Below are 26,851 nucleotides of genomic sequence, written 5' to 3' on the forward strand. Positions count from 1 at the left end.
CATTCAGGGAATGAATACAGGTGCATTAAAGGGAATTAAAGTGATCGACCTGAGCCGTGTGTTGGGTGGACCATTTTCCACACAGGTTCTGGCCGATCATGGTGCTGAAGTCATTAAAGTTGAGCCACCGCAAAAAGATGAAACACGCTTTTGGGGGCCGCCATTCCGCAATGATAGTGCTGCCTATTTTTCTGGGGTGAATCGCAATAAACAGGGGATTTCGATTGATTTAACCCAAGCCAAAGGTCAAGAAATTTTATTGACCTTACTGGAAGGGGCAGATGTACTGGTCGAAAACTTTAAGATCGGCACCTTAGAGAAATGGGGGCTTGGTTTTGAAGCGGTGTTGAGTAAGAAGTTTCCGCGTTTAATTCATTGCCGAGTGACTGGTTTTGGTGTGGATGGTCCGATGGGGGGCTTTCCTGGCTATGACTCTGTGATTCAAGCAATGTCAGGGATTATGAGTGTTAATGGCGAGCCGCAAGGTGAGCCATTGCGGGTGGGATTGCCCGTGGTGGATATGGTGACTGGGCTGAATGCGGTGATTGGCGTGCTCTTGGCATTGCAAGCACGCCAAGTAACGGGTCAAGGTCAATTGGTTGAAGCGGCATTGTTCGATTCTGGGGTATCACTGCTGCATCCACATATTCCAAACTATTTATGGTCTGGCAAAGTGCCGAAAGCCACGGGCAATGCACATCCCAATATCAGTCCTTATGACGCATTTAAAACCAGAACCAATGCGATTTATATCGCCGTGGGCAATAACAATCAATTTGCCAAACTGTGTCAGCACTTAGACTTAGCTGCGATTCCAAGCGACACGCGTTTTGAGTCGAATGCACAGCGCTGTTTGTATCGAGCAGAACTTAAACAAATTTTAGAAGAACGTTTACTTGAGTTTGATGGCGATAGTGTGGCTTTTGACTTGATCAAAGCTGGTGTGCCGTGTGGCCCAATCTTGAATGTTGAGCAAATCGTCCAACATCCACATACCACACATCGTCAGATGGTGATTGGGATTGGTGACGATTATCAAGGGATTGGTTCCCCAATTAAGCTCAGCCACAACCCTGCAAGTTATCGCACAGCACCACCAGCCTTTGCTGAAAATACGGTTGAAGTATTGAAGAACAATGGCTTTAGCCAACAACAAATTGACGTGTTGATTGAACAAGGTGTGATTGGTCAACAAAAAAAGTAAAACAAGGGATTGCTTAACGACTTATTTAAACTTAGGTTACTAAAACAAGCAAAATATTGATGTAGACGAATAAGATAAATTTAAACCTATTCAATCAAGCCCGTTAAACATGCAGGGATGCTTAGGAAATCCCACCGCATATGGCTTGAGAGGTTTTGTTGTCTTTAAAAATACGGAATAATCATATGGAACATGTGAGTGAGGCACAACAAGCCAAAATTGCTAAAAAAGCAGGTATGGCGTCATTTGTTGGAACCACCATTGAGTGGTATGACTTTTATGCCTATAGCACCGCAGCAGCCTTGGTTTTTAGTAAAATTTTCTTTCCAACGATTAGTACTGCAAGCGGGACCTTGGCGGCATTTGCCACATTTTGGATTGGTTTTTTAGCACGTCCATTGGGTGGCATGATCTTTGGACACTTAGGTGACCGAATTGGGCGTAAAAAAACCCTGATTGTCACCTTGATGTTGATGGGGGTGTGTACCACCGCGATTGGTTTTTTGCCGACCTATAACTCGATTGGTATAGCAGCCCCGATTCTATTGATTGTCTTACGATTAATTCAAGGAATTGCCATGGGCGGAGAGTGGGGCGGTGCGGTGGTACTCGCTGCTGAGCATGCACCGAAAGGCAAAGAGCTGTTGTACTCTGCCTTTGCCCAACAAGGTTCACCAGTGGGTAACTTGTTGGCAACCTCAATCTTCTTTATGTTCTCTTTCTTGCCAGATGAGCAGTTTCTGTCTTGGGGATGGCGTGTGCCATTCTTACTGTCAGCCTTCTTGGTGATTACTGGCCTGTGGATTCGTGTTGGTGTCGAAGAATCACCAGTAATGAAGCAACTCAAAGAAAGTAAAACCTTGGTCAAAGTCCCATTAAAAGAGGTGCTTGCAAAGTATAAAGTCATGGTGGCTTTGGGTATGGGTGCCTGTATTATCGGACTATCTGCAACCTACTTTAAAACTACATTTGCCTTGTCTTGGGCGGTGAATGAGATTGGTTTTACCCGTTCAGACTTTTTAGGAATCATCACCATTGCATTGATTACACAGGTGATCTTCCAACCATTGGGTGCGATTATTGCCTCTAAGATTAATCTAAAAAAAGCAGTGATTTTTATCTTATTACCTGAAGTGGTTTTATTGCCATTGGCCTTCTATTTAATTTCAACCAAGTCGTTCCTTTGGGCAGCGATTGGGATGGCAGCAGCAACGATTCCTCATTCCATGTATTACTCGTTCTTGGGCGGAATTTTGGTGAAAGCCTTCCCAGCCAACGTGCGCTATACCGGGATTTCGTTGAGTTATCAAATGTGCGGCATGATCTTCGCGGGTTCAACTCCAATTATTGCGCAATTCTTGCTGAATCAGAGCGGCTCAATTATGCCAGTCATTCTATTGGCGATCGTACACGTCTTTGCCAGTATGATTTGTGCGGTGTACTTGATTACCAAGTATGAGTCACTGCAGCGTAGTCATCTGATTCCGAAGTTTGGTGAAACGAGCTAGAGTCTTAAAAAGGAAGCTGTGATGAACAATCGAAATAATCGCGTTTTAATCACAGGCGGTGCTGCTGGGATTGGTGCGGCCATTGCCACCTCCTGCCGTAGCCGCGGCTATGAGGTGGTGATTTTAGATCAGAAAAATGCAGATTATTGCGTTGATCTTTCCAATATTGAAGAAACCGCTCAGGCCTTGCAGCAGATTTTACAGCAAGGCCCGATTACCCGTTTAGTGAACAATGTCGGTATGGTTGCACCTGCAGCCATTGAAGCACAAAGTTTGGCGCAGTTTGATCAAGTCATGGCACTCAATATCCGCTGTGCCTTGCAATGCAGCCAAGCCTTGATTCCAGGCATGAAACAGCAGCAGTTTGGACGGATCGTCAACATGTCCTCTCGGGCGGCACTGGGTAAAACCTTTCGTGCAGCTTATGCAGCGAGTAAAGCAGCATTAATTGGCTTAACTCGGGTATCGGCTTTGGAGTTGGCTGAGTTTGGAATTACCGTTAATGCCATTGGGCCCGGTCCGATTGAAACAGCGTTATTTAAACAAGCCAATCCGATTGATGCACCGCATACACAGCAAATTTTAAATAGCGTGCCTGTGAAACGCTTTGGTCAACCCGAAGATGTGGCACATGCTTGTGATTTCTTTTTAGATGAACAGTCCGGCTTTATTACCGGACAAGTACTGTATGTCTGTGGCGGCATGACGGTAGGTGTAAACGGGATTTAGTTTGGGCTGTACATCGCTTGAATAAATCGTGAAAATCCAGCTGATATCAGCTGGGTTTTTTGTGATCAAGATTGTTATTTCCATGATATTTTTGAAATATATTGCTATAAATTAGGGATATTGTAATGTCAGTTAGTGGAGGCGTTGGAGCGGTCGGCATTGTTTTTATATGGCTTATATTATTGATATTGAGCCTTTTATTGACGCTGATTCATGGTTTTCGAATTTACCGTGCTCGTCGTCGCGGGCTGGCTAGGCCAAAGCTAAGTAAGTGTATGGCTAATTTTATCTTCTCCCCATTTATTCTACTGGTTTTGCTCATACTATATTTTGCATGGGGACGTTATCAGGATGAAAAATTATCTGAATTTGAAGCAGAAAAAGATAAAGATAGAAATTTCACCCTAGTGGAAGATACATCATTTGGTGGCATTGTTTTACCTGCAGGAACGAATATTGATAAGTCTATACTGTTTGGTTTTGAATATAAGTCATCACGTGATTTAAATAATGTCCTAGCGATTCGTTTTCCATATCCTGTACAGATAAATGGCATGTCAGTCATTACGGTCTATCCTAGGGCAGGAACTTTGATCTTGGCAGAGGGTTATCATTTTATTGAACAGGGCAAAAAATGGAATTGTCCAAAAACTCATTATTTTAGAGTGAATTTGAATAACGAGGATTTATATCGTCTAGGTGATGAAAGTAGCGAACCTTATCCACCTGAAAGCTTTCAGCCCAATCGTTGGACATTTGATGAGTGTTCGGAAACAATAAAGGATTGAGTTTACCTTATACCGCAACGCGCAGTTATGCAAAGCAAAAGGTTTTGTTCTGCGTTGATTTCTATGAAAATAATTAACAGATTGGTGGCTGAATTAAGTATAGTGATTCTTATTCAATGAATATTGAGTCCTCAGATGTCACTCTCAAGTAAGCCGATTTATCTGATCGCTGCGCTGTATATCAGTACCTTTCTATGTTTGGTCGATTTAAGCAGTGTCAATTTGGCACTTAGCGTGATTCAGCAGCAATTTCAAAGTGATATGGCTGATCTTCAGTGGGTGATCGACAGTTATGCCTTAAGCCTATCGAGTTTGATGCTTGCTGTCGGTGCTTTGAGTCAGCGTATTGGCCGCAAGCGATTGTGGTTGATTGGCGTGCTGATCTTTATTCTAGGCTCAGTGATTTGTGCGATTGCACCGAGTTTTAGTGTACTGATTATTGGCCGTTTGATCCAAGGGGTGGCAGGTGCAGTGCTGATTCCATTGGCCTTGGCGATTTTGGTTCATCATTTTCAGCAACCACAAGACAAAGCCCGTGAGATTGGTCGTTGGAGTTCATTTAGTGCCTTTTCACTGGTGGTTGGTCCATTGATCGGCGGCTTGATGGTGCATTATTTCGGCTGGCAAAGTATTTTTTGGTTGAACTTGCCCGTTGGCATACTGACTTTATATTTGGGATGGCGTGGGATTGAGGCAGACCAAACAACCCATGTGGTTGCCTTTGATTATCTAGGTTTAATCTACAGTGCGGTGGCTGTGGCAACCTTGGTATATAGCATCATCATGTTGCAGCAAGCAGATCAAATTCAGTGGTTATTGGGCTGTGGTTTGATTTTTATGTTGGCGATGATGGCTTTTATTTGGCGACAAAAGCATGCGGAATATCCTTTAATTCCCAATCATTTATTTAAAAATCGACCTTTTTTAGCCTATAACGCGATTTCATTTATTTTAGGCTTTGCTGGCTATAGTTCATTGTTTGTATTTGCATTGTTCTACCAAGATCAAGTCCAGCTTTCAGCGGCAGAAACGGGGTGGTTGATTGTACCACAATTCTTAATGCAAGCCATCGTATCTATTGTCTTTGCTCGGTTGGCGCAGAAATATCATTTGATCCGTTTGTTGAAAACTGGGTTGGCGATGAGTGGTGTAGCGTTATTGGGCATGTTGAGTTTTCAGGCGGATTCATCTTTGCTGCTCTATATCAGCTTGGCTGCGTTATTGGGTGCAGGCGTTGGGTTGATTGTTCCAGGTTCAAGCACATTGATTATGGGGACTGTAGAACCGCAAGATATTAACTTCGCAGCCGCGATTTTAAATACGCTTCGGCAGTTGGGCATGACTTTTGGCGTCGCAATACTCGGTACGACAATGACACTAGTGGCAGTGCGAGGTGAGCAACAAGGATTGGCACAGACCACTGCACAGTTGTTGGCCTTTCATAGTGCAGTGGTTGTGATGGGGCTGCTATTTCTATTGGCGATATGCTTTGTGCGTAAAGGAGCACTTCACCAAGCAACTCCACTTAAAGATCATTGTTAAATTTCCGTGCTTTACGGCTGTGTTTTTGCCAAGGCAAGGGACGGTTGATGGCCTCAGGCACATCACCGCCCATTGAACGTAAGCGCAAATGAATGGCGGCTTGTGCAATCAAGTTGGCCGATACTGGTGCGGTCACAAAAGCCAAAAAGGTAATGATAAGTTCGGCAAAACCAAAACGACCATGACCTGCTGCATAAATCATGGCAGCCAGCAAAAAGCTTCCAAGTCCCAAGGTGCTTGACTTGGTTGGTGCATGTAGTCGCATGAATAAATCGGGTAGGCGCACCATCCCAATTCCACCGACCAGTGTAAAAAATGCCCCGATAATTAATAGGATCGACACAATGATTTCAATGCTTTGATGCATGGTTGACTCCTAGTCGATGACATGGCCAGTGGTGAAATAACGGGCCAGTGCCGCAGTTGAGACAAAGCCCAACATGGCCACCAAAAGAGCCCCTTCAAATAAAGAGGTTGTGGTCCAATAAATGCCTAAAATGATGATTAAACAGGTGGCATTTAAAAATAGCGTATCCAAGGCCAACAGTCGGTCAACAATCGAAGGTCCAATAATTAAACGGATCAAACACAGCAACATTGAAATCGTCACTGCCAATAAGCTGATGCCCAAGGCATAAGGCAATAGGGTCATGAAGGGTCTCCTTGCTTGGCATTGAAGATCGCGAGTAATGGTGCCTCATAGCGTGTTTTGATATCTAAAATATCCGCTTCTGGATCGTCGCAATTGAGTGCATGTACCAAAATATCACCGCGCTCTTGATCGATACCAGCAGTTACGGTTCCAGGGGTGGTGGTGATGATCATCGCCAGGAGGGTGTTGACTTGTTCATGGTTGGTATCGAGTGGCACACGATACCATTTGGGTTTGAGCTGTTGCATCGGCCCCAGAACTTGTTTAGCGACCACGACATTCGAGACCAGAATATCGCGTAGCACCACCCAAAATAACTTTAAAGCTTGGCCCCACTGAATATTCGGGGTTCTAACAATAAAAGGCTGAACCATTTTAGGAATAATAAGGCCCAATAAGATGCCGACCGTTATATTGAAGACATCCAGCGTTTCATTCAGCATCGGCCAAGTGATGGCCACCAATACCGAGACAAAGGGATGGGGCAGCATACGATCGAGAAAAGAAATCTTCTGTTTCATGAGTTAAGGCTCCATCGGCTTTATTTCAGCAGGAACAAGATGTTCCAGACGATTGGCATCTTGTTGTTGCTGAATTTGCTGTTGCTTATTCGGTGAAATATGTTCGCCTTCTAAGGTGTTCCGATGGATGAGATACGGAATATAGTTGGCGTAGATATCGGTACTTTCACCGGCATATTTGGTTTCAGGCAAATAGTCTGGGCTAAATGGCTGTACGCTAATCACTTGATTATTTTGATCAGTTTTTAGAATGACATCAATGTACTGCTGACGATCACTGATTTGTGTTGCGGTCTGCTCGATATACGTCAAAATTGGCGCGGCACAAACCACATAGACCACCAATGCAGCCAATAAGAGATAAATCGCCTTGTCATTACGTGGTGGTGCGTGTTCTGGTAAGGCTTGATAAGCTGCATAAGCCGCTTCCTTGGGATTGTCTTCTGGTGTGGTTGCACGCCAAAACAAAATAAAACCAGCACGGGTAAAGGCCAAAATACTGAGCAAGCTCACCACTAAAATGGTGCCAATAATCCAACCTTGTGTAGCAGTGTTGGTGGTAGCGCTTAAAATCAAGACTTTACCCCAGAAACCACTAAATGGTGGTAGACCTGCCATCATTAAGGCAATGATAAAAAAGGTCATTGAAACGGCATAGTGCTGTTTCATTTTGGGTGCAATTTTTAAATGATCTTTGAAGCTACCACGTTGTGAGGTCACCCAACCGCAGAGCAGATAAAATGCAGCAGCAATTAAGGTACTGTGTACCAAATAGAATAGTGCCGCGGCCCATGCATCACGGTTTTGCATCGAAATTGCAATTAAAATCGTACCAATCGAAGACAGCACCATAAAGCCGACAAAGCGACGCAAGCGATCTGCCGCCAATGCACCAATCACCCCATACAGTGAAGTGATCAAGGCAATTGGTAATAACCAAGAACTGATAATATTTTGGCTGAACGCATCATGAAACACCGTCCCGTTGATCCGCAGAATGGCATAAATACCGACTTTGGTCATGATGGTAAAGATTGCAGCAACAGGAGTGGTCGCAACCGCATAGGTTTTTGGTAGCCAAAAGCCCACAGGCAACATCGCAGCTTTAATCCCAAAGACCACGAATAACAATAAACCACCTGCCGTGGCCAACTTATGTTGATCGTTTTCGAGCAGAGGGATGATGCGTGCCACATCTGTCATATTCAGACTGCCGACACTGCCGTAGATCATGCCGAGGCCGATCAGGAACAGTGCAGACGCAAATAAGTTGATGGTGACGTAATGGATACCCAATTGAAAACGTGCTTTGCCTTGACCATGTAACAGCAACACATAGGATGCCATTAACAAAACTTCAAAGAATACAAACAGGTTAAATAAGTCGCCCGTTAAAAATGCGCCATTGAGTCCCATTAAAAGGAAATGGAACATCGCATGAAAATAACGACCACGTTCATCCCATTCTTTACTGGCAAACCAGAGCACAGGGACAGCCAAGCCATAGGTCAGTAAAACCATGAGCGCTGAAAGGCGATCAAGAACCAAAACGATCCCAAAAGGGGCGGTCCATTCACTGAGTTCGTAGACCACAATATTGCCGTTGCTGGCTTGAATCAGATAACTCACCGCAGTGATAAAGCCCAAAACCACAGACAGTAAACTGATGCCACGACGCCATGGTTGTCGCCAGTCGTGTGCCAAAGAACCCGAACCTGGATTGCCCAGTATCACCAATGCAAAGGCGGTGAATGCTGGAATTAAAATTGCAAAAATGGGCGCGTGACTTTGCCAAAAGTCTAGAAAACTCATCATTAAGGCTCATCCTCACGTAGATCTACAGCGGTGGGTTCCTCTTTTGAGTCCACATGATCGGTTCCAGTTTCATAACGACTGCGCAATGCCAGTTGTACAATAAATGCAGTGGTTGCAAAGCCAATCACGATTGCCGTCAAGACCAAGGCTTGTGGCAGTGGATCGGTGACTTTGGTGGCATCGGTCAGAATTGCAGGGGAGGTCAGTTGGAGCCGACCCATGGCAAATAAAAATAAATTCACGGCATAGCCGATGGTGGCTAAACCCAGTACCACTGGAAATGTTCTTGCACGCAAAATTAAATAAATGCCTGCAGAAACCAGTAATCCAATTGAAGAAGCGAGTAAAAATTCTAAACTAATCATGAATTACTCCTTAGGTAATGGGCCAGACATGCTGGAATGTCGTGAGTCACCCAGTACAGAAATGAGTAACATGGTGGCACCGACCACGGTGATATATACCCCTAAATCGAAAGCTGCCGCAGAGGCCAAATGGAAAGTGCCGAATAATGGCGTATCCACATAAATATGCGCACTGGTCAGGAACGGACGCCCCCATAACCATGCTGCAACACCAGAAACACCCGCAATGCTGAGTCCAAGGCCAATCCAAGTTTCATAGCGGCGACCAGAGTTGGCGCGCAATAGTTTCTCGGCATGGTCTTGACCCAAGGCGATATATTGAATAATCAAAGCCATTGAGGTGATAAGGCCAGCAATAAAGCCCCCGCCTGGATAGTTATGTCCGCGAATGAAAATGTATAAGCTGACCACCAAAGCCAGTGGCAAAATCCACGAAGCCGTCATACGGAACATCAACGGTGATGGATTAAAACGGTAGCTGAGCCCTTGGGTGATGGTGGTGCCGTGGGTACGCATGCCATCCATAAGGCAGAGCGCACCAATCGCGGCAATTCCCAACACGGTAATTTCCCCGAAGGTATCGAAACCACGGAAATCGACCAAAATCACGTTGACGATATTTGATCCACCGCCGAGCGGCAGGGACTGTTGGACAAAGAACCATGAAATTGAATGATGGTCACGGGTCAGCAACATCCAAGTGATCCAACCAATGCCCAGACCTGCCACAATTGCAATGACCGCATCTCGCCAACGACGGCCTCGATTCGATTCATAAGGGGTAAGCTGTGGTAATAGCGACAGACTCATCAGCAATAATACGGTGGTGACCACATCAACACTAATCTGGGTCAATGCCAAATCGGGTGCAGAGAAAGTGACGAATACCATGGTGACCACAAGGCCAATTGCACCAGTAATCAACACGGCTTTGATGCGTTCGTGGTGGAACCACAACAGCATCCAACAGGCTGAAAATAGCAATAACCATAGGACAATCGCCACCAATGGTGCAGCGGTTAATTCACGGCTACCTGCGGTGAGACCTTGATTGAACAGCGGGACGGCCACAATCGCAATGGTGAATAGTAAGATCCAAGCCAAATAGGTTTGTAAGGAGCCTGTTTCTGTTTTTTTCTTAATAAAACGAGAACCACGCAACAACTGTTTAAGGCCGTTTTCAAAAATGAGTTTGCCTTGGAATTTACCCAAATACAGGTCAAGGTCAATTTTTCGAATACGACCATTGCGTGCTAGGGCGAAGTAAAACAACACCCCACCAACCAGCGCAATCGCACTCATCAACAATGGCAAATTAAAACCATGCCAAATGGCCAGTTCAGCGCCTTTGAAGTCAGCAAGTTGGGTACTGGCTCGGGTGCCGGCATTGATGATAGATTGAATCAGCAGTGCCGGTAAAATCCCCACCAAAATACAAATGGTCGCCAAGAGAACCGCTGGCGCTCGCATGCCGATTGGGGGTTCATGCGCATGTTTATTGGGCACATCTTTGCCAACAGGGCCGTCGAAGAATACCCCATGCACTAAGCGAGTGGAGTAGGCGACGGCAAATAGACCTGCACAGGTTGCAATCACAGCAGCCACAATCATGAATGGGCCAGTGAGATTTGCCAGCAGCTCAGTAAAGAACATTTCTTTGGAAATAAAGCCATTGGTCAGTGGGACACCTGCCATTGCTGCAGCCGTGATCATGGTCAAGGTTGCAGTAAATGGCAGTAGTTGCCAGATGCCACTGAGTTTTCTCAAGTCGCGGGTTTGGGTTTCATGATCGATAATACCTGCGATCATGAACAATGCCGCTTTAAATGTTGCATGGTTAATAATATGGAAAATTGCTGCTGCAACGGCCAAAGGTGAACCGATGCCGAGTAAGCAGACGATCAGTCCCAAGTGGCTGATGGTGGAATAGGCCAATAAGCCTTTTAAATCTTCTTTGAAAATGGCAAATAACGCAGCCATACACAGGGTAAATAAACCAACGCTGGTCACGATGTTGTGATAGAGCGAAGCCCCCACAAAAATTGGCAATAACCGCGCCAATAAAAAGATCCCCGCTTTGACCATGGTGGCCGAATGCAAATAGGCCGATACCGGTGTCGGTGCAGCCATGGCATTGGGTAACCAGAAGTGAAAGGGGAACTGCGCACTTTTGGTAAATGCACCCAGTAAAATCAACAATAAAATCGGAACAAATAAAGGGTCTTGTTGAATCTGTTGGCCCATTGCTAAAATCTGATCAATCTCATAGGTACCTGTTACTTTACCCAAAAGAATGAAGCCACCGAGCATGGCCAAACCACCCATACCAGTGATGGTCAAAGCCATACGTGAGCCACGTTGCGCGGCATCGTAATTGCTCCAGTAACCGACCAGTAGAAAGGACGAAATACTGGTAAGCTCCCAGAAAACCAATAATATCATTAGGTTATTGGAGAGTGAAATACCGAGCATAGCTGTCATAAACAGCATGAGTAGGCTATAGAGCTTACTCAACGAGTTTTGCGGACTCAGATAGTAATAGGCGTAAATATAAATGAGGGTGCCGATCCCACTGATCAGCAAAGCGAAAATCAAACCGAGTGCGTCAAGCCTGAAGCTGAGGTCAACCCCTAAAGTGGAGAGCCAAGGCCAACTCTCAATGATGGTTGCGCCTTGAAAGACCTGTTTGGTTTGAGTCAGTAACAAGATAAAACTGGTTAAACTGACGCCTATAGCTCCTAGAGCCATTACCCCGCGCGAAAACTGCTTCAACCACGAGACAAGGGTAGTGCCAAGTATTAACGGTAACAATATAATAATCGGTAGCACACTCGTATCCAATGTCGTGAATAGGTTTGAACCTAAATGAATATTATCTTTCAAGGATTACAGGAGCTCAAGGAAAGATCCAAAATGTTCAATCTTGAAAGCCAAGTTAATTACAGATGAAAAGAAAACAAGTTGTGTTGCGCAACTCGTAAAAGAGGTGGTAAAACCGCCACATAGAAAGATAGAACTAAAAGCGGTTTTGATCTTATTACATGGTTAAAACAACATCAAATCATTTTACACTTTGAGGTTAATTATAGGGATTTAATTCGAGTATGCGGTTGAATTAAACGTAGAATGTCTAAATTTCAGGCGAACAGGGCAGGATATGCGTCTTGGTGTCGTCATCAGCTTGGAGCAGGCGGTTTAACTCCGATTGCTCAAGTTCCGTGAGTTGTTGAATTTGTGCAAATATCTCTTCAGCTTTGGAGGGTGCTGTGGCTGTTTCATGCGCAGGATGTGCCACCAAGAGCGGCGCGAGCATGTGCTGATATTGGTTTTCGTAGTCGTGCCAACTTTTTTTAGGTTGGATCGAATATAAACGTTGTTGTTGTAATCTGAGATATTGATAATCAAGTGAATTATCTAAAAGGTCAGGGCATTGCCCCGTGGCAATAATTTGAAGCTGCGGAAAAGCCTGATGTAACCGATCTAAGATGACTGCACTCATTTCTTGATCAAGTCCCGCATCAATCTGATCAATCAGTAAGACCCCTTCACCTTCTTCACATGGATACAAACTCATCGGATTGAGAATGCAAAGCCGACGCACGATATCCCCGATTAAGGCCACCCAGTTTTTAAGACTTGAAGACAATTGCTGATATAAACAAATCTGATTTTGATAGCAAACCATCAGTTGCATTTTAGGTTGGTAGTCGAGGTAAATATCACTAATTTCTGGAATAACAATATTTAGACTCCGCTTTAAGGCCAACAGATTTGGGGCAATGGGCTGCGAGTGGATTTTTTGTAAGGTTTGATTCAGATAATCTTGTTTTTGTTCTGCTGTTGCGGTTTGAGGATTGGGCTCTGCGGCAATGAACTGTTGAAAGCGTTGTGCTGTTTGGGCATTTTCAATATCTGAAACTTCACGTAACCATTCAAAAAAACGGGCAAAGGTGGTAAAGGGAATTGCTGCAAATTCATAAGCTGCATGGGATTGGAACAGGCTGGGATTATTCTTGCTGAGCAAATTGATTTCATTGCTAAAACGTTCGCTAGGATAGTAGGCAATCATCGGTAGCCCTTGTAAAGGGTCGTGTTGGATGGCTTTGTAGTAAAGTTCGACGCATTGGTCAAGCTGCCTAGTTTCAACTTTACTATGACCAACCCCATTGGGCAGTAAGGTTTTATACAGTTGCCAATGGCAGCAATTGAGATTTTGTGGGTGAGGGTCACTACTTTCTGGTAAGCAACCAATCTCAGTCGGAATCTGTATGCCGATATCAATTTTAGACTGATGTTGCTGATACTGAATATCTTGATCTAACATCACCACACCGGCACTGCGAATGTCTTTAAAACGTGAGGGAAACCAGCTTAACCCTTGATAAATATTTTTAATAATCGCAGTTTTACCACTGGCTTGCTCACCTAAAATCAAGGTGACGGGATGCGCAGTGATCTGGAAGTCAATTTTTAAATGATTAAAATGATAACAATTTTTGAGTTGTAAATAACTGAGTTGCATCGTTCACCTCATGGTGCATGACTGCGCTCATGAGGCAGCTGCTTTATTTTTAAAGGGTGCTTTAGGTTTCAATTGTTGTACTAAATCATAGATATGATGAATGTTTAGGCTTACTTTAGCACGGGTACACGCCACATATAAGAGGCGCAGCTCTTCATCGCTAATTTTATGTTCTAAGCCATTAATCTTAAATTGGTAGTCATCTTCAATATGTACCCGATTCCATTCGAGACCTTTGGCTTTGTGCGCCGTGGAAATCACATAATCCGCTTGTTCAATCGGGGTAATCTTGGCCAAGGCCTTTTTCAGTGGGGCAGTGCCGTGATCGTCAACCAATTTCACTAAAGGTTTTATATCACTACCATCGTTGGTTTCACAATACTCATGCACATCATGCCATGAATTAAACCACGCCAATTCAGGAACATCAGTGACGCGTTTGCCTTGCTTAAGCAGACTGGCGGCATCGACAAAACGATTGAGTTTAACCTGATCGGCTTGGAGACCAACTTTATCGCCTTGGACTAAGCCCGATAACAGCAGTTCCATGGCACGGGCATTGGTACGACATAAAATTGCATCGCGCATTTTGGTATGTGGTTTATTGACGGCACGTGATTTCACATGGCTATTGCCTATTAATGGCACGGTTTCGTTGAGGCCACCGAGTAAAGCATTGGCAACTTCTGCAATCGGTTCACCAAAACGGAACGATGTGGTCAGGCGCGACTCAGGCAAAGGCAGATGCTGCATGGCATTAATCGCACCGCGCCAGGCATAGATTTGTTGATGTGCATCACCGACATAGATGACTTGAGTTTGTTTTTGGCGAAGTAGAATACCGAGCATTAAAGGGTCAGCATCTTGTGCTTCGTCAAAAAGGACATAATCCGCGGGAATATTAGGTTCAGACAGTGCCCACAATTTTAAATAAATGTCGTGACCAATACCGGCTTGGTGTTGCATATCAACCGACTCTAACCAACGTCGCTCCACCGCAGGATATAAATGCTTTTGTAGGCTATCGATATCGTCTGGATGCAGCCAAGAAGGGGCTTGCAGATGGCGTGGCGCAGGATATTGTGAGCTGGTTGAACAGAAATGACTGACCGCATTGGCGACTAAACTGGCCAAACGACTTGGCATTAATACATATTTTTCATAACGCCCGCCCATCATGCGACGCAAGGTGATCGGCTCTAGACGATATTCTTTGGCAATAAAACTTGGACTTAAACGTGGTAGACGTAATTTATCAGTAATTCCGCGGGGCACGCTGCGAAAGGCCAATGAGTGAAAGGTACGACAGTCTACATTGCGATGAAATTTTTGTTGTGCTTCAGCGGCAATCGCTTTGTTAAATGCCAAATACATTCCACGTCGCTGTGGCATGGCATCACTAATTAATTGCAATGTCGTGGTTTTACCTGTGCCTGCATAGGCAATCACTTTAAAGGATTGGCCTTTTTCAGCTTCTGCAATTGCAAAGCGTTGTTCGGGGGTCGGACTAAACAGATCAGGCACAGTATTAGAATCTTTAATTAAATTGATATCGTTTTAAGCGGGTCGAGTATAGCAAAGTTCTGCGTGAGAAGGACATTATCCAGTGCTTGCGCGCATTGATCTTATTTTACACCAAGCAAAGGGCTGAGCTTCGTTAGCCGAATAAGGCGCTAAAGTGTTGAATCAATTTAGAATCACTATTTTTTTGCCAGGCGATAGAAATATCACAGCTTTCGATGTTGGTGAGTGCCAGACATTGCAGTTGTCTGTGCTGTGCTTCAGCTAAAAATGGACTTGGAATCACACTAAAGCCAAGGTGTTGTTGGATCGCATCTAGGGCCAAGCTGTAGGACTCAATCGCACATTGACGGTGCACGCAAATTTGCTGTTGTGCCAACCAGTTTTTTAGCAACAGTTCATGCATGCTGGGGCCACCATAGCGAAATAAAATTTGTTCTGCTGCATGCAATTTAAAGTCTTGCCATGAGGCGGCATTGAAGACCAAATAAAGGGTTTCTTGAATAATGACCCGACTGTGTAATTGGGGGTGTTGTACGTTGGCATCGATAAAAATGAGATCAAACTCGGCAGCCAGTAATTTTTCTAACAGCAGTAGAGAAGAACAACAAGAGATATTCACTTGTACCGCAGCATGCGTTTTTAAGAACTGAATGGTCTGTTGCTGAATATATTTTTCTAACACGATATTCAGCGTCCCAATATTTAAATCGCCAACCAATTGATGCTGATTAAATAAGTCTTGGCATTTTTTACTTTGTTTGACCAAGGCTTTGGCTTCGATATAAAAGGCGCGTCCTTCGGGCGTAATACTGAGTTTGCGTTGTTTCCGATTAAAGAGGGTTACTTTTAGAATATCTTCTAGGTCGTGAATACGTGCAGTAATATTGGAGGGAACACAATGCATTTTTTCAGCTGCTGCGTAAATGGTGCCTTCTTCAACCAGTGCACAAAACAGTGCAAGTTGTGAAAATTTAATTGCCATTTCCCGCTCCTTTTAAGTGTTGTGTACTGCCTTTAACGTGCAATTTGAATAATGCGATCGGCACTATCAATGCTTGATTGGCGATGGGCTATAAATATTCGAGTGATATTTAAAGCGCGAATCGATTGGTTGATGATGGCTTCATTTTCGGGGTCCAGATGGCTGGTGGCTTCATCCATAAATAAGATCGCAGGTTGTCGATACAGCGCTCTGGCAATGAGGAGGCGTTGCACTTGCCCCCCCGATAAACTCGATCCAAGTGCGCTGATCAGGGTTTCAAAGCCCATCGGCATATGCATGATTTCGTCATAGATATTGCAGTTCTTGGCACATTCAATAATGCGGGCTTCATTTTTATGCAGATCAAAGCTAGAAATATTGTCGGCAACCGAGCCTGCAAATAATTTGTCATCTTGTAATACACAGGCAATGGATTGGCGATAATTGTTGAGACCGACTTTATAAATATCGTGCTCATTAAATAATAAAATGCCTTTTTCTGTGATGAGTAAACCGCTCATGAGTTTCATCAAGGTTGATTTGCCTACGCCTGATGGCCCGACAATGGCGACACTCTCACTGGCTTTAATCAGGAGGCTAAGGTTTTCAATAATGGGTGCGGAAAAAGCATCATAGGCATAACTGAGGTTTTGGACTTCAAAGGAGGCGGCTTGATTGGGCAGTGCCAAGATGCGACTTTCTTGTTGTGGTTCGGGAGGACTGAGCGCAATATCGGCCAAACGTTCATGATGTAACGACAGCATGCGTAGCTCTAGGATTAAATTGATGAGTTGCGCTGAACGTTCTGAAAATTGACCACGATAAATATTAAAGGCCACAAACATTCCGAGCGTGAGTTGGTGATCAATCACCATCGATGCACCCAACCATAAAATCAAGATTTGATCGAGTGTGGTGATCAATGAATTGACCCCTGCATACAGCATGTCTAAGCGCGCAACGCGTATGCCAGCATTGGTGGTGTCGATATTAAGATTCATCCAAAATTGCGCACGGTTGCGATTGAGGCTTAAGGCTTTTAAGGTGGAAATCGCATAGAGGCTTTCCATAAAATGTGAGTTGGCTTTGGCCTGTTTTATAATCTGTTCTTCAGCAGCTTGGCGGTAAAGTTGAAAAGTCAGTACACGTAGCAGGACATAGATCAGCGTGAAAGCCAGCACCACCCACAGCAACCATCCCGCATAGAGATACATCATGATCATTAAGCCGATCGACATCAGACAGTCGATGAAGCCGTTGACCAAACCTGTGCTTAAGGTATTACGAACAGCATCAAGCGAGAGAAATCGAGATTGAATGTCACCAGGATTACGCTTCTGAAAATAATGCAGTGGGAGCCTGAGTAGATGTTGAAAAAAACCATGATTCCATTGCACACTTAAAAAGGTGTCCATGAGCAAGGTCATCCAAGCACGCAGCATTGCCACCAAGGTGCGGAAAATAATAAAACAGAATAAGCCCAAGCAAATCAAGGTGAGTAGGTCGTGATCGGCAGCCAAAATCACATGGTCCATGACCACTTGTGTGCCTATTGGCAATAAAATATTAATAGCTTCAAGCACCACAGATAGTGCCAAAATTCGCAGCAGAAAGCCTGGGAATCCATTGATATTTTTTAGCAAACTACGGAAGTGTAGTTTTTGGCGTTCGGTTTCTCTGGCAAAATTTGGATTGGGCCAAAGCTCTAACGCGACGCCAGTAAAATGCTGCGAGAGCTCTGGAAAAGACAGGCTGTAGCGACCAAAAGCAGGGTCGTGAATAATGGCTTTGTTGCGCTTGATGCCAACCAACACCACAAAATGGTTTAAGTCCCAATGTAAAATACAGGGCCGTTTTAACAGGTGGATTTCGTCTAGGGCCAAAGAGAGCGGGCGGCTGTCCAAACCAAGTTTATGTGCAATATCAATTAATATCGCTAGAGTTGCGCCGTGTGATGAGATGCCATATTTTTGTCTGAGACTAAATAGGTCAATGTCCTTGCCCAAGAAACGACAGATCATCACCAAACACGCCAAGCCACATTCAGCTGCTTCGGTTTGTAACACCTGCGGAATAGTTGGTCTTAGATTAAACTGTAGTTTTTTTTTGAGTTCAGCAATGAGGTCTTTATTCATGATCTGAATCACCTACACTTTTTGAAATGCCATAAAGCGGTGAGAAGATCCATTGGTAGAGTGGTCTTTTTTCTAGAAAAAGTGTGGCTTCAGTGGTCATGCCAGAACTGAGAAGTAATGATTTTCCTTTCCAGTCGATGCTGTTTTTCTGCGGTTGAATGTTGACTTTATAATAGGCACTGTCGTTATTTTTAGGGGCGCTGCCATAACGCAAGAGCTCATTGTTCGAGGCCGGAACATTGGAAATCGCTGTGATTTTCCCTGCAAACTGACCAAATTTTTCATAGGGAAAAGCCTGATAGCGCAAGTTAACGGGATCACCGATTTTGATATAGGGGATGCTGCTATTGGGCAGCCATAAAACAATGGAAAATTGCGTCTTTTTATGCGGAGAGAGTTGGACCAAACTATCACCAGCATTCACCATTTGGCCTTGGCTGACCGCAATGCTTTCAATATAGCCGGCTTGCTGCGCTTGTATGACCACAACATGCTCGGCATTGGCATCGTTATATTGACGTTCAAGCGCACTGTGTTGAATTTGATACTGTAAAATTTGCTGCTCAAACTCGGTTGCCTTAGAGATCACTTCTTTTTCGGCATCATTGATTTGGATATCTTGTTGGATCAATTGGGCTTTAAGATTGTCAATGCTGCTTTGCCGCTCATAGTAAAGATAACGCAGTTGATTGACTTGCTCACGATTAACCAGCCCTTGCTTTAGATATTGGGCATAATCCTTGGCGATTTTCTGCATTTCTTGTAGACCACTTTGCGCGTCAACGTAGCGGCTGATCGCTTGCTGATTGGCGATTTTATATTTTTCAAGTTGGGTATTTAGACTCGCGACATGAATGCGTTTATTTTCCTTTAAGGTCTGCATAATCACCTCAATATCGTTCAACTGTTTTTCAATTGCCTGTAGGGTATTTTGACTGGCATTGCCATTGCTGGTATTGCGGCTGACATCCAGCTTAAATAGGGGATCACCCTTTTGGACATATTGTCCGGTGCTGTAAAAACTGTTGAGTATGAAACCCTGCTGCGGTGCGAAAATATTGACGGGATGGGGGATTGAAATCACTTCGCCAGTCACACTGACGCGACGAGTAAATTGAGCGAAAATAATGAAGACCAAAAATAATGCAATGATCAAGGCTGATCCCAATCCAAACCAATAGGCTGGAATTTGCGATACTAATATTGCATCGCCCAACCAGCGGTTTTTTTTAACCTGAATCACTTCTGGTCTAAATATTTGATTTGATGGATTGTCACGGTCCATAAAGATCAATCATTGATTGGATAAGGCTTAAAACTATAATCCTAAGATGCGTGGATGCTGTAACTGTTTCAGGCCATTTGATACAGGCTTTTGCAAGCTGTGTAGCCAAGGGAGTTAAAGCCCCAATATGAAATTGAGGCTTTATGAAGGGGAGGAAATGCTGAAACTTGCATGGGTATTAATAATAGAAATTGACAATATACAAGCAGGGTTTATTTAGCTGCCCCTAAACCAGATGAAGACAAGACCGCTGTGCCAATGGCCTTACCGATTTGTAAACCTAAGTTTATTACGCCGGTACCAATAGCCTTACCAACTGCTTCACCGATTTTGGAATTGCCTGTTAGACCGAATTGTTGACCAATCTGCCCTGAAATTTGACTGCCGATTTGGCCACCAACTTGACCGGCAATAGTGCCGAGTGCATCAGATAAAATGCCAGCACCTGAGACATATTGGATTTGTTCTGTACTTAATTCTTTCATAGATTACATATTCTCCATATTGGTTGTGAAAGAAACGTCGTTAATTTGAAACTAACGTGCAGCAGAAACTAACCTGATTTCATCGGAGCTAAAAGTGATAAAAAATGAACGATATTATTCACTTTTTATTTTATTTGTATAATTAGTTTTTATAAAACAATTGCTTGGTTGTATTTTTGATTTTTGTTTATATTAATTTTTTATGTGCTTTCTCATTTTAAGTTAAACTAACTTTTGAGGCGATATACTGCGGTAGAGCGCAATAAATATTAAGAGATGCAGGCTTATGTCCACTTTAAAATAAGCAGAAAATAGTGGATTTGATTAATAAGATAGGTGGTGTGGTTTTTCGAAAGGCAACCTCTCCCGGCCTCTCCTTAAAAGGAGAGGAGAAATGCGTTAAGGCTATATTTCCTCTTCCTTTGGGCATAGGTATCTACACAAATATTTAAGAAATATATGTAGTCGAAATATGTAATCTATTTGAGCTTAATACAAGGTATTTAAGTCCTGTTTAGATTTGGAATTTAGGGCTGAATGCAAATTTCATTGAATTTCAGAAATCCCCAATCTCCCCTAACCCCTCTTTTCCAAAGAGGGGGACTTTTTTGGGAATTCAAAGCCTAGTTTATGCTACACAACGCTCCTTCCTTAGAAAAAGGAAGGTTGGGATGGATTGCTTTGAATCGTAATCCATATATCAAAAGATGTGTAGATACCTATGCCCTTTGAGATGAGGGTTAGGGAGAGGGGAGTCATAAGGTACGGATGGTTTTTCGAAAAGCAACCTCGCCCAGCCTCTCCTTAAAAGGAGAGGGGAAACGTACTGGGTTATTTTCCCTTTGGGATGAAGGTCAGGGAGAGGGCTTAATCCTGACGACTGGCTTTTTCTTTCAGGCCCGATAGACCTTGGCGACGTGCCAATTCATCTAAAACAATTTGTGGTTCAATGTCGAAATAACCAAGCATAACAATACTATGGAACCACAAGTCTGCTGTTTCATAAATCAGATCGTTTTTATGGTCGGCAATTTTTTCGTGCTGATATTCTTTAGCAGCAATGATCAATTCAACACTTTCTTCACCAACTTTTTCTAAAATTTTATTTAAGCCTTTGTGATAGAGCGATGCCACATAAGAAGAATCCGGGTTGGCACCTTTGCGCTCAGTCATCATCTGACCTAAATAGCTAAGCACTTCAACCGTTTCAGCCTGTGCATTGGAGCTTTGCATTGCAAGCGTATGCGGATTCGTTGATTTTTCTGCGTAAATTTGGCTTGGGTCTTTGAGTTGGGCATCGACAATTTCCCAGCCTTGCGGTGTGAGCTTGCGGTAGAAGCAGGATTCACGACCAGTATGACAAGAAATGCCACCATGTTGTTCAATTTGCAGCACAATTACGTCGGCATCACAGTCTAAGCGAATTTCATGTACAGTTTGGAAATGCCCAGATTCTTCGCCTTTATGCCAAAGTTTCTGACGCGAACGTGAAAAATACACCGCTTGATTTTTTTCAGCAGTCAAGCTTAAGGCTTCGCGATTCATCCACGCCACCATTAAGATACGGCCGCTTTGATGGTCCTGAGCAATTGCAGGAATTAAACCTTGTGAATTAAATTTTACTTCATCAAGCCATTGCAGATTGTTCATAGAGATATCACCAAATTCATTGATCAAAAGCGTGTAGGATCACACCGCATCAGCCTCATAGTGTAAGGGAAAGCCTTGAGTTTGCCCAAATTATTTTTATGAAAATACCAAATTGAATCAGATCGGCAAAAGAATCTAGAGAAGTACTTGCGCTATTTAAAGCGCTTGTAAATGCTCAGTAAAATTCTGTTTTTCCACCATTTCCAAAAACTCATCGCCCAAGCGCTGGCTTTCAGCAATACATTGTTGCCACAGCTGAATGCGTTTTTGTTGATCCATGCCCTTTAAAGTAAAGTCTTTACGATCGGGTAAACGTCCCAAAGGTAAGCTTTTAAGGTATTCGGCAGAGGGTGAAATCAACAAGGTACGGGTTTGGTTTTGTGGGTTGGCTTGCCGCGATTTCCACATTTTATCAAACCAGCCGGGAATGATCTGATCGGTGAAATGTGGATATAACACAATACCTTGGCTGTTATATGGCAGGTCAATATGATAGTCGATCAGACCACCATCTCGGTAACTGCCTGCTGGGGCATCGGGAATATCACGTACCGCATTCATTACCCCTGGAATAGAGGCGGAAGCCATCAACCATGCTTCGACGTTTTCAGCGGTGAGCTGTTGATAATGGGTTTGAAATGCATCCTGTTCGAAACTCAATTGTTGTGCATGTTGCGGCTGACTGATCACACGTTGCATAAAATGCTGACAATGTTTACGGGCGACTGCATTGCTGCCAATAATGGCGGCCACCGAAGCAAAGAGCGGGAGATTCTTATCGCTTTGAAACAGATGTTGGGCTTTGGCCGAGATCACCGCAAGGTGATAATCGGGATGTTGAACCAAGTGTTCGGTTTTGCCTTTGATTAATTCAGCAAGCATGCCTCGGCAAACGTCACTGACGGTCTGGCGTGACATTTTATTGTCAAAGACCAGTTCGGTGTAAAGCTGTGCCAGACGTTCAGTCCCTGGTTTGGCTCCCCATGCCAAAATGCTGGCAAAACGCCAACTGCCAATTGAAGCACCAATGAGGGTGCGACGTTGTGGCGCTTGAGGGAGGAATTCTCCGAAAATAGCTTGATCAAGCCCTTGTATTCCAATTCCTTTTGGACCGCCAGCAGCACCGGGAATAATATCAACCTGTTCTGCTTTAAAACCTTCATCAGCAATCAGCTGACGTGCCAATGCGCCGGCACGAATATTTAAACTTGGTGTTGATTTTTTTAAAATTTGAATCATATTGAAACACTCAATCGAGCACGTTGGTCAATCTAAGCCCAGCATGTCATGTGGTAAGCAAAGCAAGCGGACTAATCTAAACAAAGCCGATAGATGGCTCAATGGCGAGAGTTACCGTGAGATGACTGGTGAGTCAGTAATGGCAAGCAAACCTGAGACTTGTATCTTAGTATTGCCAGTGCTATACCCATTAGTTCAAAAAAAATAGAGTGAGCGATTTAAAATGGATATCCAACGACACATCCAGCACGTTTTTCAAGATCGTGACGATATTCCATTGTTTTATATCGAAAGTGGTAGTCGTCTTTGGGGCATGGCCAGTCCAGACAGTGATTATGATGTACGCGGTTTTCATTTGCCCTCTAAGGCACAATACTTTGATTATCAGAAACATCGTGATTTGATTGAAATCATGGATGGTGATTTCGATTTTGTCTCTTTTGATTTAGATAAAATGTTTGGTTTACTGGCCAAAAGTAATCCGACGGTATTGGAATGGGTGAGAGCGCATGTTGTTTACTTTAACCAGTTCGCAGGTTGGAGCCCGTTCGTTGATGGTTTATTGGCTAAAATTGATTATAAGGCTTTATATTTTCATTATTTATCCTTGGCAAAGGGTGGCATGAGCGTGATGCAAACGCCAACCAATTTCACCTATAAAAAAGTCTTTTACTCGATTCGTGGCTTATTGTCCGCTGAACTTGCTGCAAAACAACAAATGCCAGCGCTGAAAATTACTGAGCTATTTCAACAAATCACCCCGAATGATCCGTTACGGCAATGGGGTGAAGACTATCTCGAAATTAAGCAACAACAACGTGAGAAAGCACTGTTATCTGAGCTTGAGCAACAGGCTGTAACCCGCTTATTGACTAATAAAATTGCGGATTTAACAGCCCATGAACCGAATAAAGGTCCACATGCAGTAGCATTACAACGTTATTTAACCGACTATAGTTTTCAGTTAAAACAGCATTATTATGGCTAAGATAGACCGTCTAAACACCATTACTCAGTTTAGGTTGAACTGAGTAATGGCATTCTTCTATTTTTATTTGCGACAATATGCATTTATTTAATCTAAATGATATTCAATTAAATAATTTCTGCTAAACTGTCCGCACTTAGCACAATCATCGAGTTTAGAGGCAGCTTGCCATCATTCTCAGTCGTTGCTCCTCCTTTTTTTGATCTCGATCTAACACCTTGTGAATACGGTGTATCCAGTCGCTTGTTCTAAGCGCATTACCAAACAATTACCTTTTACTCAGTGCTTGTCATTGGGCTGACCTTTACCATTCTTAAAATAAGGTTCAGCAAGACCAGCCGTTCCATATGTGTAGTTCAAAATGCAAAAGCTTCCAACCACAACCTTGAGTCGTGCCACGCTGATGTTTCCATTGGCATTGGTTCTTTTTGAGTTTTCAGTTTATATCGGCAACGATTTAGTCCAACCGGCAATGTTGGCAATTACCCGCGATTTTGGGGTGAGTAGTTCATGGGCACCTTCGTCCATGTCATTTTATTTATTGGGCGGGGTCTCCGTCGCGTGGCTATTGGGGCCACTGTCAGATCGTCTCGGTCGTAAACGGGTGTTATTGGCTGGAGTATTGTTCTTTGTACTCTGCTGTTTACTGATCTTATTCACCCAGAATATCCAACAGTTTCTAGTACTGCGTTTCTTACAAGGCTTTGGTCTATCTGCGATTAGTGCTGTGGGCTATGCTGCAATTCAAGAAAGCTTTGAAGAGCGTGATGCAATTAAAGTCATGGCATTGATGGCCAATATTTCATTGCTTGCACCGCTGTTAGGTCCCATCTTTGGGGCTGCTTTGATTGATCATGTGTCATGGCATTGGGGCTTTATTGCGATTGCATTGATGGCTGGGCTGAGTTGGTTTGGTCTAAAGTACAAAATGCCAACGCATCAAATCAGTTATACCAAACGCTCTTTTGGCACTGTTTTTGATGATTTCAAACAGGTTTACCGCAATAAACGTTTTTTGGCGCTGACCATGTCTTTGCCTTTGGTTTGCGGGCCGATCATGCTGTGGGTCGCATTATCCCCCATTATTTTGGTTGAAGAATTGGGCTTAAGCGGTTTTGAATATGGTCTGGCACAATTTCCGGTGTTAGGCGCCTTAATTCTAGGCAATGTACTGCTGATGAAAATTATCGACAAATATCCATTGGGGAAAACCATCCTGATTGGTGTGCCGATGATGTTATTGGGTGGCGTGATTCTGCTGGTAGGAATGATTTGGCAAGACTATCTGCTGTTTTGTTTGTTGCTGGGCATGAGCCTCATGAGTTTTGGTGAAGGGATTAGCTTTTCAATACTATTCCGTTTTGCCCTGATGTCCTCTGAGGTTTCTAAAGGAACAGTCGCAGCCGCAGTCTCTATGCTGATGATGTCTATCGTCTTTATCATGATTGAGGCATCGCGGATCTTGTATGCGCAATGGCATATCTGGTCGTATAGCTTGCTTTGCTTCGCCTTGGTGGCGATTTGGTTTGGTTTTCCAAGAAGTGCCATCAAACAACTGATGCAAGAACGTAAGCAACAGGGTCAGTTTTAAATATAAAAGAACAGGGAGGCCACACTTAACGGTGTTGAGCCTCCTATTTTATATGACGCTACTACAATGATTTAAGGGATTGATTATTGACTGTGGAGCGGACATTCGTCGCTCTGGGTGCGTGCGGTATATATTTAAACTGTTAATATTTTTGGCTTTAATGTTGTAGTCGCGCAGTTTGGCTATCTCATTATATTTTTAGAATATAGAATAAAAAATACGATCAATGTCATAGATCAAACGTGTTTGAAATATAACTTAAGAAGAATTAAATTTTATGGGTCGAGACTTTTATGGGGATTCATCCTGTCACCCATTTTAGGACGACTCGTTTTCATAGAGTACCATGCTGATGTATAACCAAAGTTCGAGTGCTGAAATCAATAAACCCACCGCAATTACGCATCCAAAACCCCATATTATTCAACCTAATCTTGTACTTGCTGATACACCACGGTTAATTGCCGCTGACAATTTTCGAGATATTGCGGGGGATAGCACTGCAAACAACTATGTAAATCGTGATGGACTTCGCTTACGTCGTGGTCTGATTTATCGGTCGAATTATTTACCGCTCCAAGATGCAGATCAACAGACCTTGCAAGACCTAGACATCAAAATGGTCTATGACTTAAGAACGATGGCAGAACGAAAAAAACAACCTGATTTACTCAGCCCAGCAATAGATATTGCGCTGATTAATATCATGGGCATAGATACGGTTTCCATTCCTAGGTTTCATATATCTGCTGATGCCATTGATTATATGACGCAATTGGTGCGCAGTTTTATTATGCATCCTGAAGTGAGTTACCGCTTTGGGGTGGTGATTCGCGGCTTAATTTATAATTTAAATTCACAAGTTTTTCATTGTACCGATGGAAAAGATCGTACTGGTTGGACCGCAGCGGTGATTCAAATGTTATTGGGTGTTGATGAGGAGGTGATTCGATCCGACTATTTATTAACCAATACATATACTGCAGAAAGAGTGCAAAAGAGCTATGCAGATGCAGTTAAAACATATGGGCAAAAAATTGCAGATGCCTATGCCCCGGTATTGAGGGTTCAAGATGCATTTTTAGATGCTGAATTAACCGCGTTAAAAACCACTTTTGGCTCTATTGAGCAATATGCAAAACAGGCTTTGCTACTCAGTGATGCCGATATTGCAGCATTGAAGAAAAAAATGTTGGTGGGTTATTCGGTATAGCACCCAATTGATTTAATCCCTCAAACAGACTTGGAGATGAGGCTCAGGTATGTTTGAGGGATTGGAAGAGAAGATTTTGAGGATAGCAAATCATATTGGTATTTTTCACAGAT

At 43.5% G+C, this 26,851-nt stretch carries 22 protein-coding genes; 8 read left to right on the forward strand and 14 right to left on the reverse strand.

Annotation, left to right across the window (positions count from 1 at the left end; genetic code table 11):
* Positions 1-10: 10 nt before the first annotated feature.
* The 5 genes from FD716_RS01965 to FD716_RS01985 all read left to right on the forward strand — a co-directional run bounded on the left by FD716_RS01965 (position 11) and on the right by FD716_RS01985 (position 5,771).
* Positions 11-1,204, forward strand: a complete 1,194-nt coding sequence (locus FD716_RS01965; protein ID WP_139850694.1) for a CaiB/BaiF CoA transferase family protein — start codon at positions 11-13, stop codon at positions 1,202-1,204.
* Positions 1,205-1,389: 185 nt separating this feature from the next.
* The gene (locus FD716_RS01970) at positions 1,390-2,712 is read left to right on the forward strand and encodes an MFS transporter (RefSeq protein WP_139850695.1); all 1,323 of its coding nucleotides are present in this window, start codon (positions 1,390-1,392) and stop codon (positions 2,710-2,712) included.
* Between the two features lie 21 nt (positions 2,713-2,733).
* A complete protein-coding gene (locus FD716_RS01975; RefSeq protein WP_139850696.1) occupies positions 2,734-3,441 on the forward strand; it encodes an SDR family oxidoreductase in 708 nt (235 codons plus the stop codon).
* Positions 3,442-3,566: 125 nt separating this feature from the next.
* Complete coding sequence (locus FD716_RS01980) at positions 3,567-4,229, forward strand: hypothetical protein (RefSeq protein WP_139850697.1); 663 nt, start codon at positions 3,567-3,569, stop codon at positions 4,227-4,229.
* A gap of 135 nt (positions 4,230-4,364) precedes the next feature.
* Positions 4,365-5,771: an MFS transporter gene (locus tag FD716_RS01985; protein WP_139850698.1), complete on the forward strand. Its 1,407-nt coding sequence runs from the start codon at positions 4,365-4,367 to the stop codon at positions 5,769-5,771.
* Here the strand turns inward: FD716_RS01985 and FD716_RS01990 are convergent.
* The 14 genes from FD716_RS01990 to FD716_RS02055 form a co-directional block, all read right to left on the reverse strand.
* Positions 5,755-6,138 (reverse strand): Na+/H+ antiporter subunit G, encoded by a 384-nt coding sequence (locus FD716_RS01990; RefSeq protein ID WP_139850699.1) that lies wholly within the window; start codon positions 6,136-6,138, stop codon positions 5,755-5,757. The two genes, FD716_RS01985 and FD716_RS01990, sit on opposite strands and share 17 nt — an antisense overlap.
* A gap of 9 nt (positions 6,139-6,147) precedes the next feature.
* Positions 6,148-6,423 carry a monovalent cation/H+ antiporter subunit F gene (locus tag FD716_RS01995; RefSeq protein WP_139850700.1) on the reverse strand — a complete coding sequence of 92 codons (276 nt, stop codon included), beginning with the start codon at positions 6,421-6,423 and terminating at the stop codon, positions 6,148-6,150.
* Entirely contained in the window at positions 6,420-6,944 is a 525-nt protein-coding gene (locus FD716_RS02000; RefSeq protein ID WP_139850701.1) for a Na+/H+ antiporter subunit E, read from the reverse strand. The genes FD716_RS01995 and FD716_RS02000 overlap by 4 nt, the downstream gene beginning before the upstream one ends.
* Positions 6,945-6,947: 3 nt before the next feature.
* On the reverse strand, positions 6,948-8,759 hold the full coding sequence (locus FD716_RS02005; RefSeq protein WP_139850702.1) for a monovalent cation/H+ antiporter subunit D: 1,812 nt from the start codon (positions 8,757-8,759) through the stop codon (positions 6,948-6,950).
* The gene (locus FD716_RS02010; RefSeq protein WP_139850703.1) at positions 8,759-9,124 is read right to left on the reverse strand and encodes a Na+/H+ antiporter subunit C; all 366 of its coding nucleotides are present in this window, start codon (positions 9,122-9,124) and stop codon (positions 8,759-8,761) included. The genes FD716_RS02005 and FD716_RS02010 overlap by 1 nt, the downstream gene beginning before the upstream one ends.
* 3 nt (positions 9,125-9,127) lie before the next feature.
* On the reverse strand, positions 9,128-11,965 hold the full coding sequence (locus FD716_RS02015; protein WP_139853587.1) for a monovalent cation/H+ antiporter subunit A: 2,838 nt from the start codon (positions 11,963-11,965) through the stop codon (positions 9,128-9,130).
* A gap of 289 nt (positions 11,966-12,254) precedes the next feature.
* Positions 12,255-13,646: an AAA family ATPase gene (locus FD716_RS02020; protein WP_139850704.1), complete on the reverse strand. Its 1,392-nt coding sequence runs from the start codon at positions 13,644-13,646 to the stop codon at positions 12,255-12,257.
* Between the two features lie 27 nt (positions 13,647-13,673).
* Positions 13,674-15,170, reverse strand: coding sequence for a UvrD-helicase domain-containing protein (locus FD716_RS02025; RefSeq protein WP_139850705.1), 1,497 nt, complete (start codon positions 15,168-15,170; stop codon positions 13,674-13,676).
* A gap of 133 nt (positions 15,171-15,303) precedes the next feature.
* A complete protein-coding gene (locus FD716_RS02030) occupies positions 15,304-16,152 on the reverse strand; it encodes a LysR family transcriptional regulator (RefSeq protein ID WP_139850706.1) in 849 nt (282 codons plus the stop codon).
* Between the two features lie 32 nt (positions 16,153-16,184).
* Positions 16,185-18,287, reverse strand: coding sequence for a peptidase domain-containing ABC transporter (locus FD716_RS02035; protein WP_139850707.1), 2,103 nt, complete (start codon positions 18,285-18,287; stop codon positions 16,185-16,187).
* Entirely contained in the window at positions 18,280-19,572 is a 1,293-nt protein-coding gene (locus FD716_RS02040; protein WP_139850708.1) for an HlyD family secretion protein, read from the reverse strand. The genes FD716_RS02035 and FD716_RS02040 overlap by 8 nt, the downstream gene beginning before the upstream one ends.
* Positions 19,573-19,784: 212 nt before the next feature.
* On the reverse strand, positions 19,785-20,057 hold the full coding sequence (locus tag FD716_RS02045) for a hypothetical protein (RefSeq protein WP_139850709.1): 273 nt from the start codon (positions 20,055-20,057) through the stop codon (positions 19,785-19,787).
* Between the two features lie 867 nt (positions 20,058-20,924).
* Positions 20,925-21,707, reverse strand: a complete 783-nt coding sequence (gene hisIE, locus FD716_RS02050; protein WP_139850710.1) for a bifunctional phosphoribosyl-AMP cyclohydrolase/phosphoribosyl-ATP diphosphatase HisIE — start codon at positions 21,705-21,707, stop codon at positions 20,925-20,927.
* 156 nt (positions 21,708-21,863) lie between these two features.
* Positions 21,864-22,946: a patatin-like phospholipase family protein gene (locus FD716_RS02055; RefSeq protein WP_139850711.1), complete on the reverse strand. Its 1,083-nt coding sequence runs from the start codon at positions 22,944-22,946 to the stop codon at positions 21,864-21,866.
* Positions 22,947-23,169: 223 nt separating this feature from the next.
* Here FD716_RS02055 and FD716_RS02060 point away from each other — a divergent pair, with 223 nt between their 5' ends.
* The 3 genes from FD716_RS02060 (at position 23,170) to FD716_RS02070 (ending at position 26,738) form a co-directional block, all read left to right on the forward strand.
* The gene (locus FD716_RS02060) at positions 23,170-23,934 is read left to right on the forward strand and encodes a nucleotidyltransferase domain-containing protein (RefSeq protein ID WP_139850712.1); all 765 of its coding nucleotides are present in this window, start codon (positions 23,170-23,172) and stop codon (positions 23,932-23,934) included.
* A gap of 361 nt (positions 23,935-24,295) precedes the next feature.
* On the forward strand, positions 24,296-25,525 hold the full coding sequence (gene craA, locus FD716_RS02065; RefSeq protein ID WP_139850713.1) for a chloramphenicol efflux MFS transporter CraA: 1,230 nt from the start codon (positions 24,296-24,298) through the stop codon (positions 25,523-25,525).
* Between the two features lie 346 nt (positions 25,526-25,871).
* On the forward strand, positions 25,872-26,738 hold the full coding sequence (locus FD716_RS02070; RefSeq protein ID WP_139850714.1) for a tyrosine-protein phosphatase: 867 nt from the start codon (positions 25,872-25,874) through the stop codon (positions 26,736-26,738).
* Positions 26,739-26,851: the final 113 nt, after the last annotated feature.

Origin of the sequence: Acinetobacter pullicarnis (assembly GCF_006352475.1) — a bacterium.
GTDB lineage: Bacteria > Pseudomonadota > Gammaproteobacteria > Pseudomonadales > Moraxellaceae > Acinetobacter > Acinetobacter pullicarnis.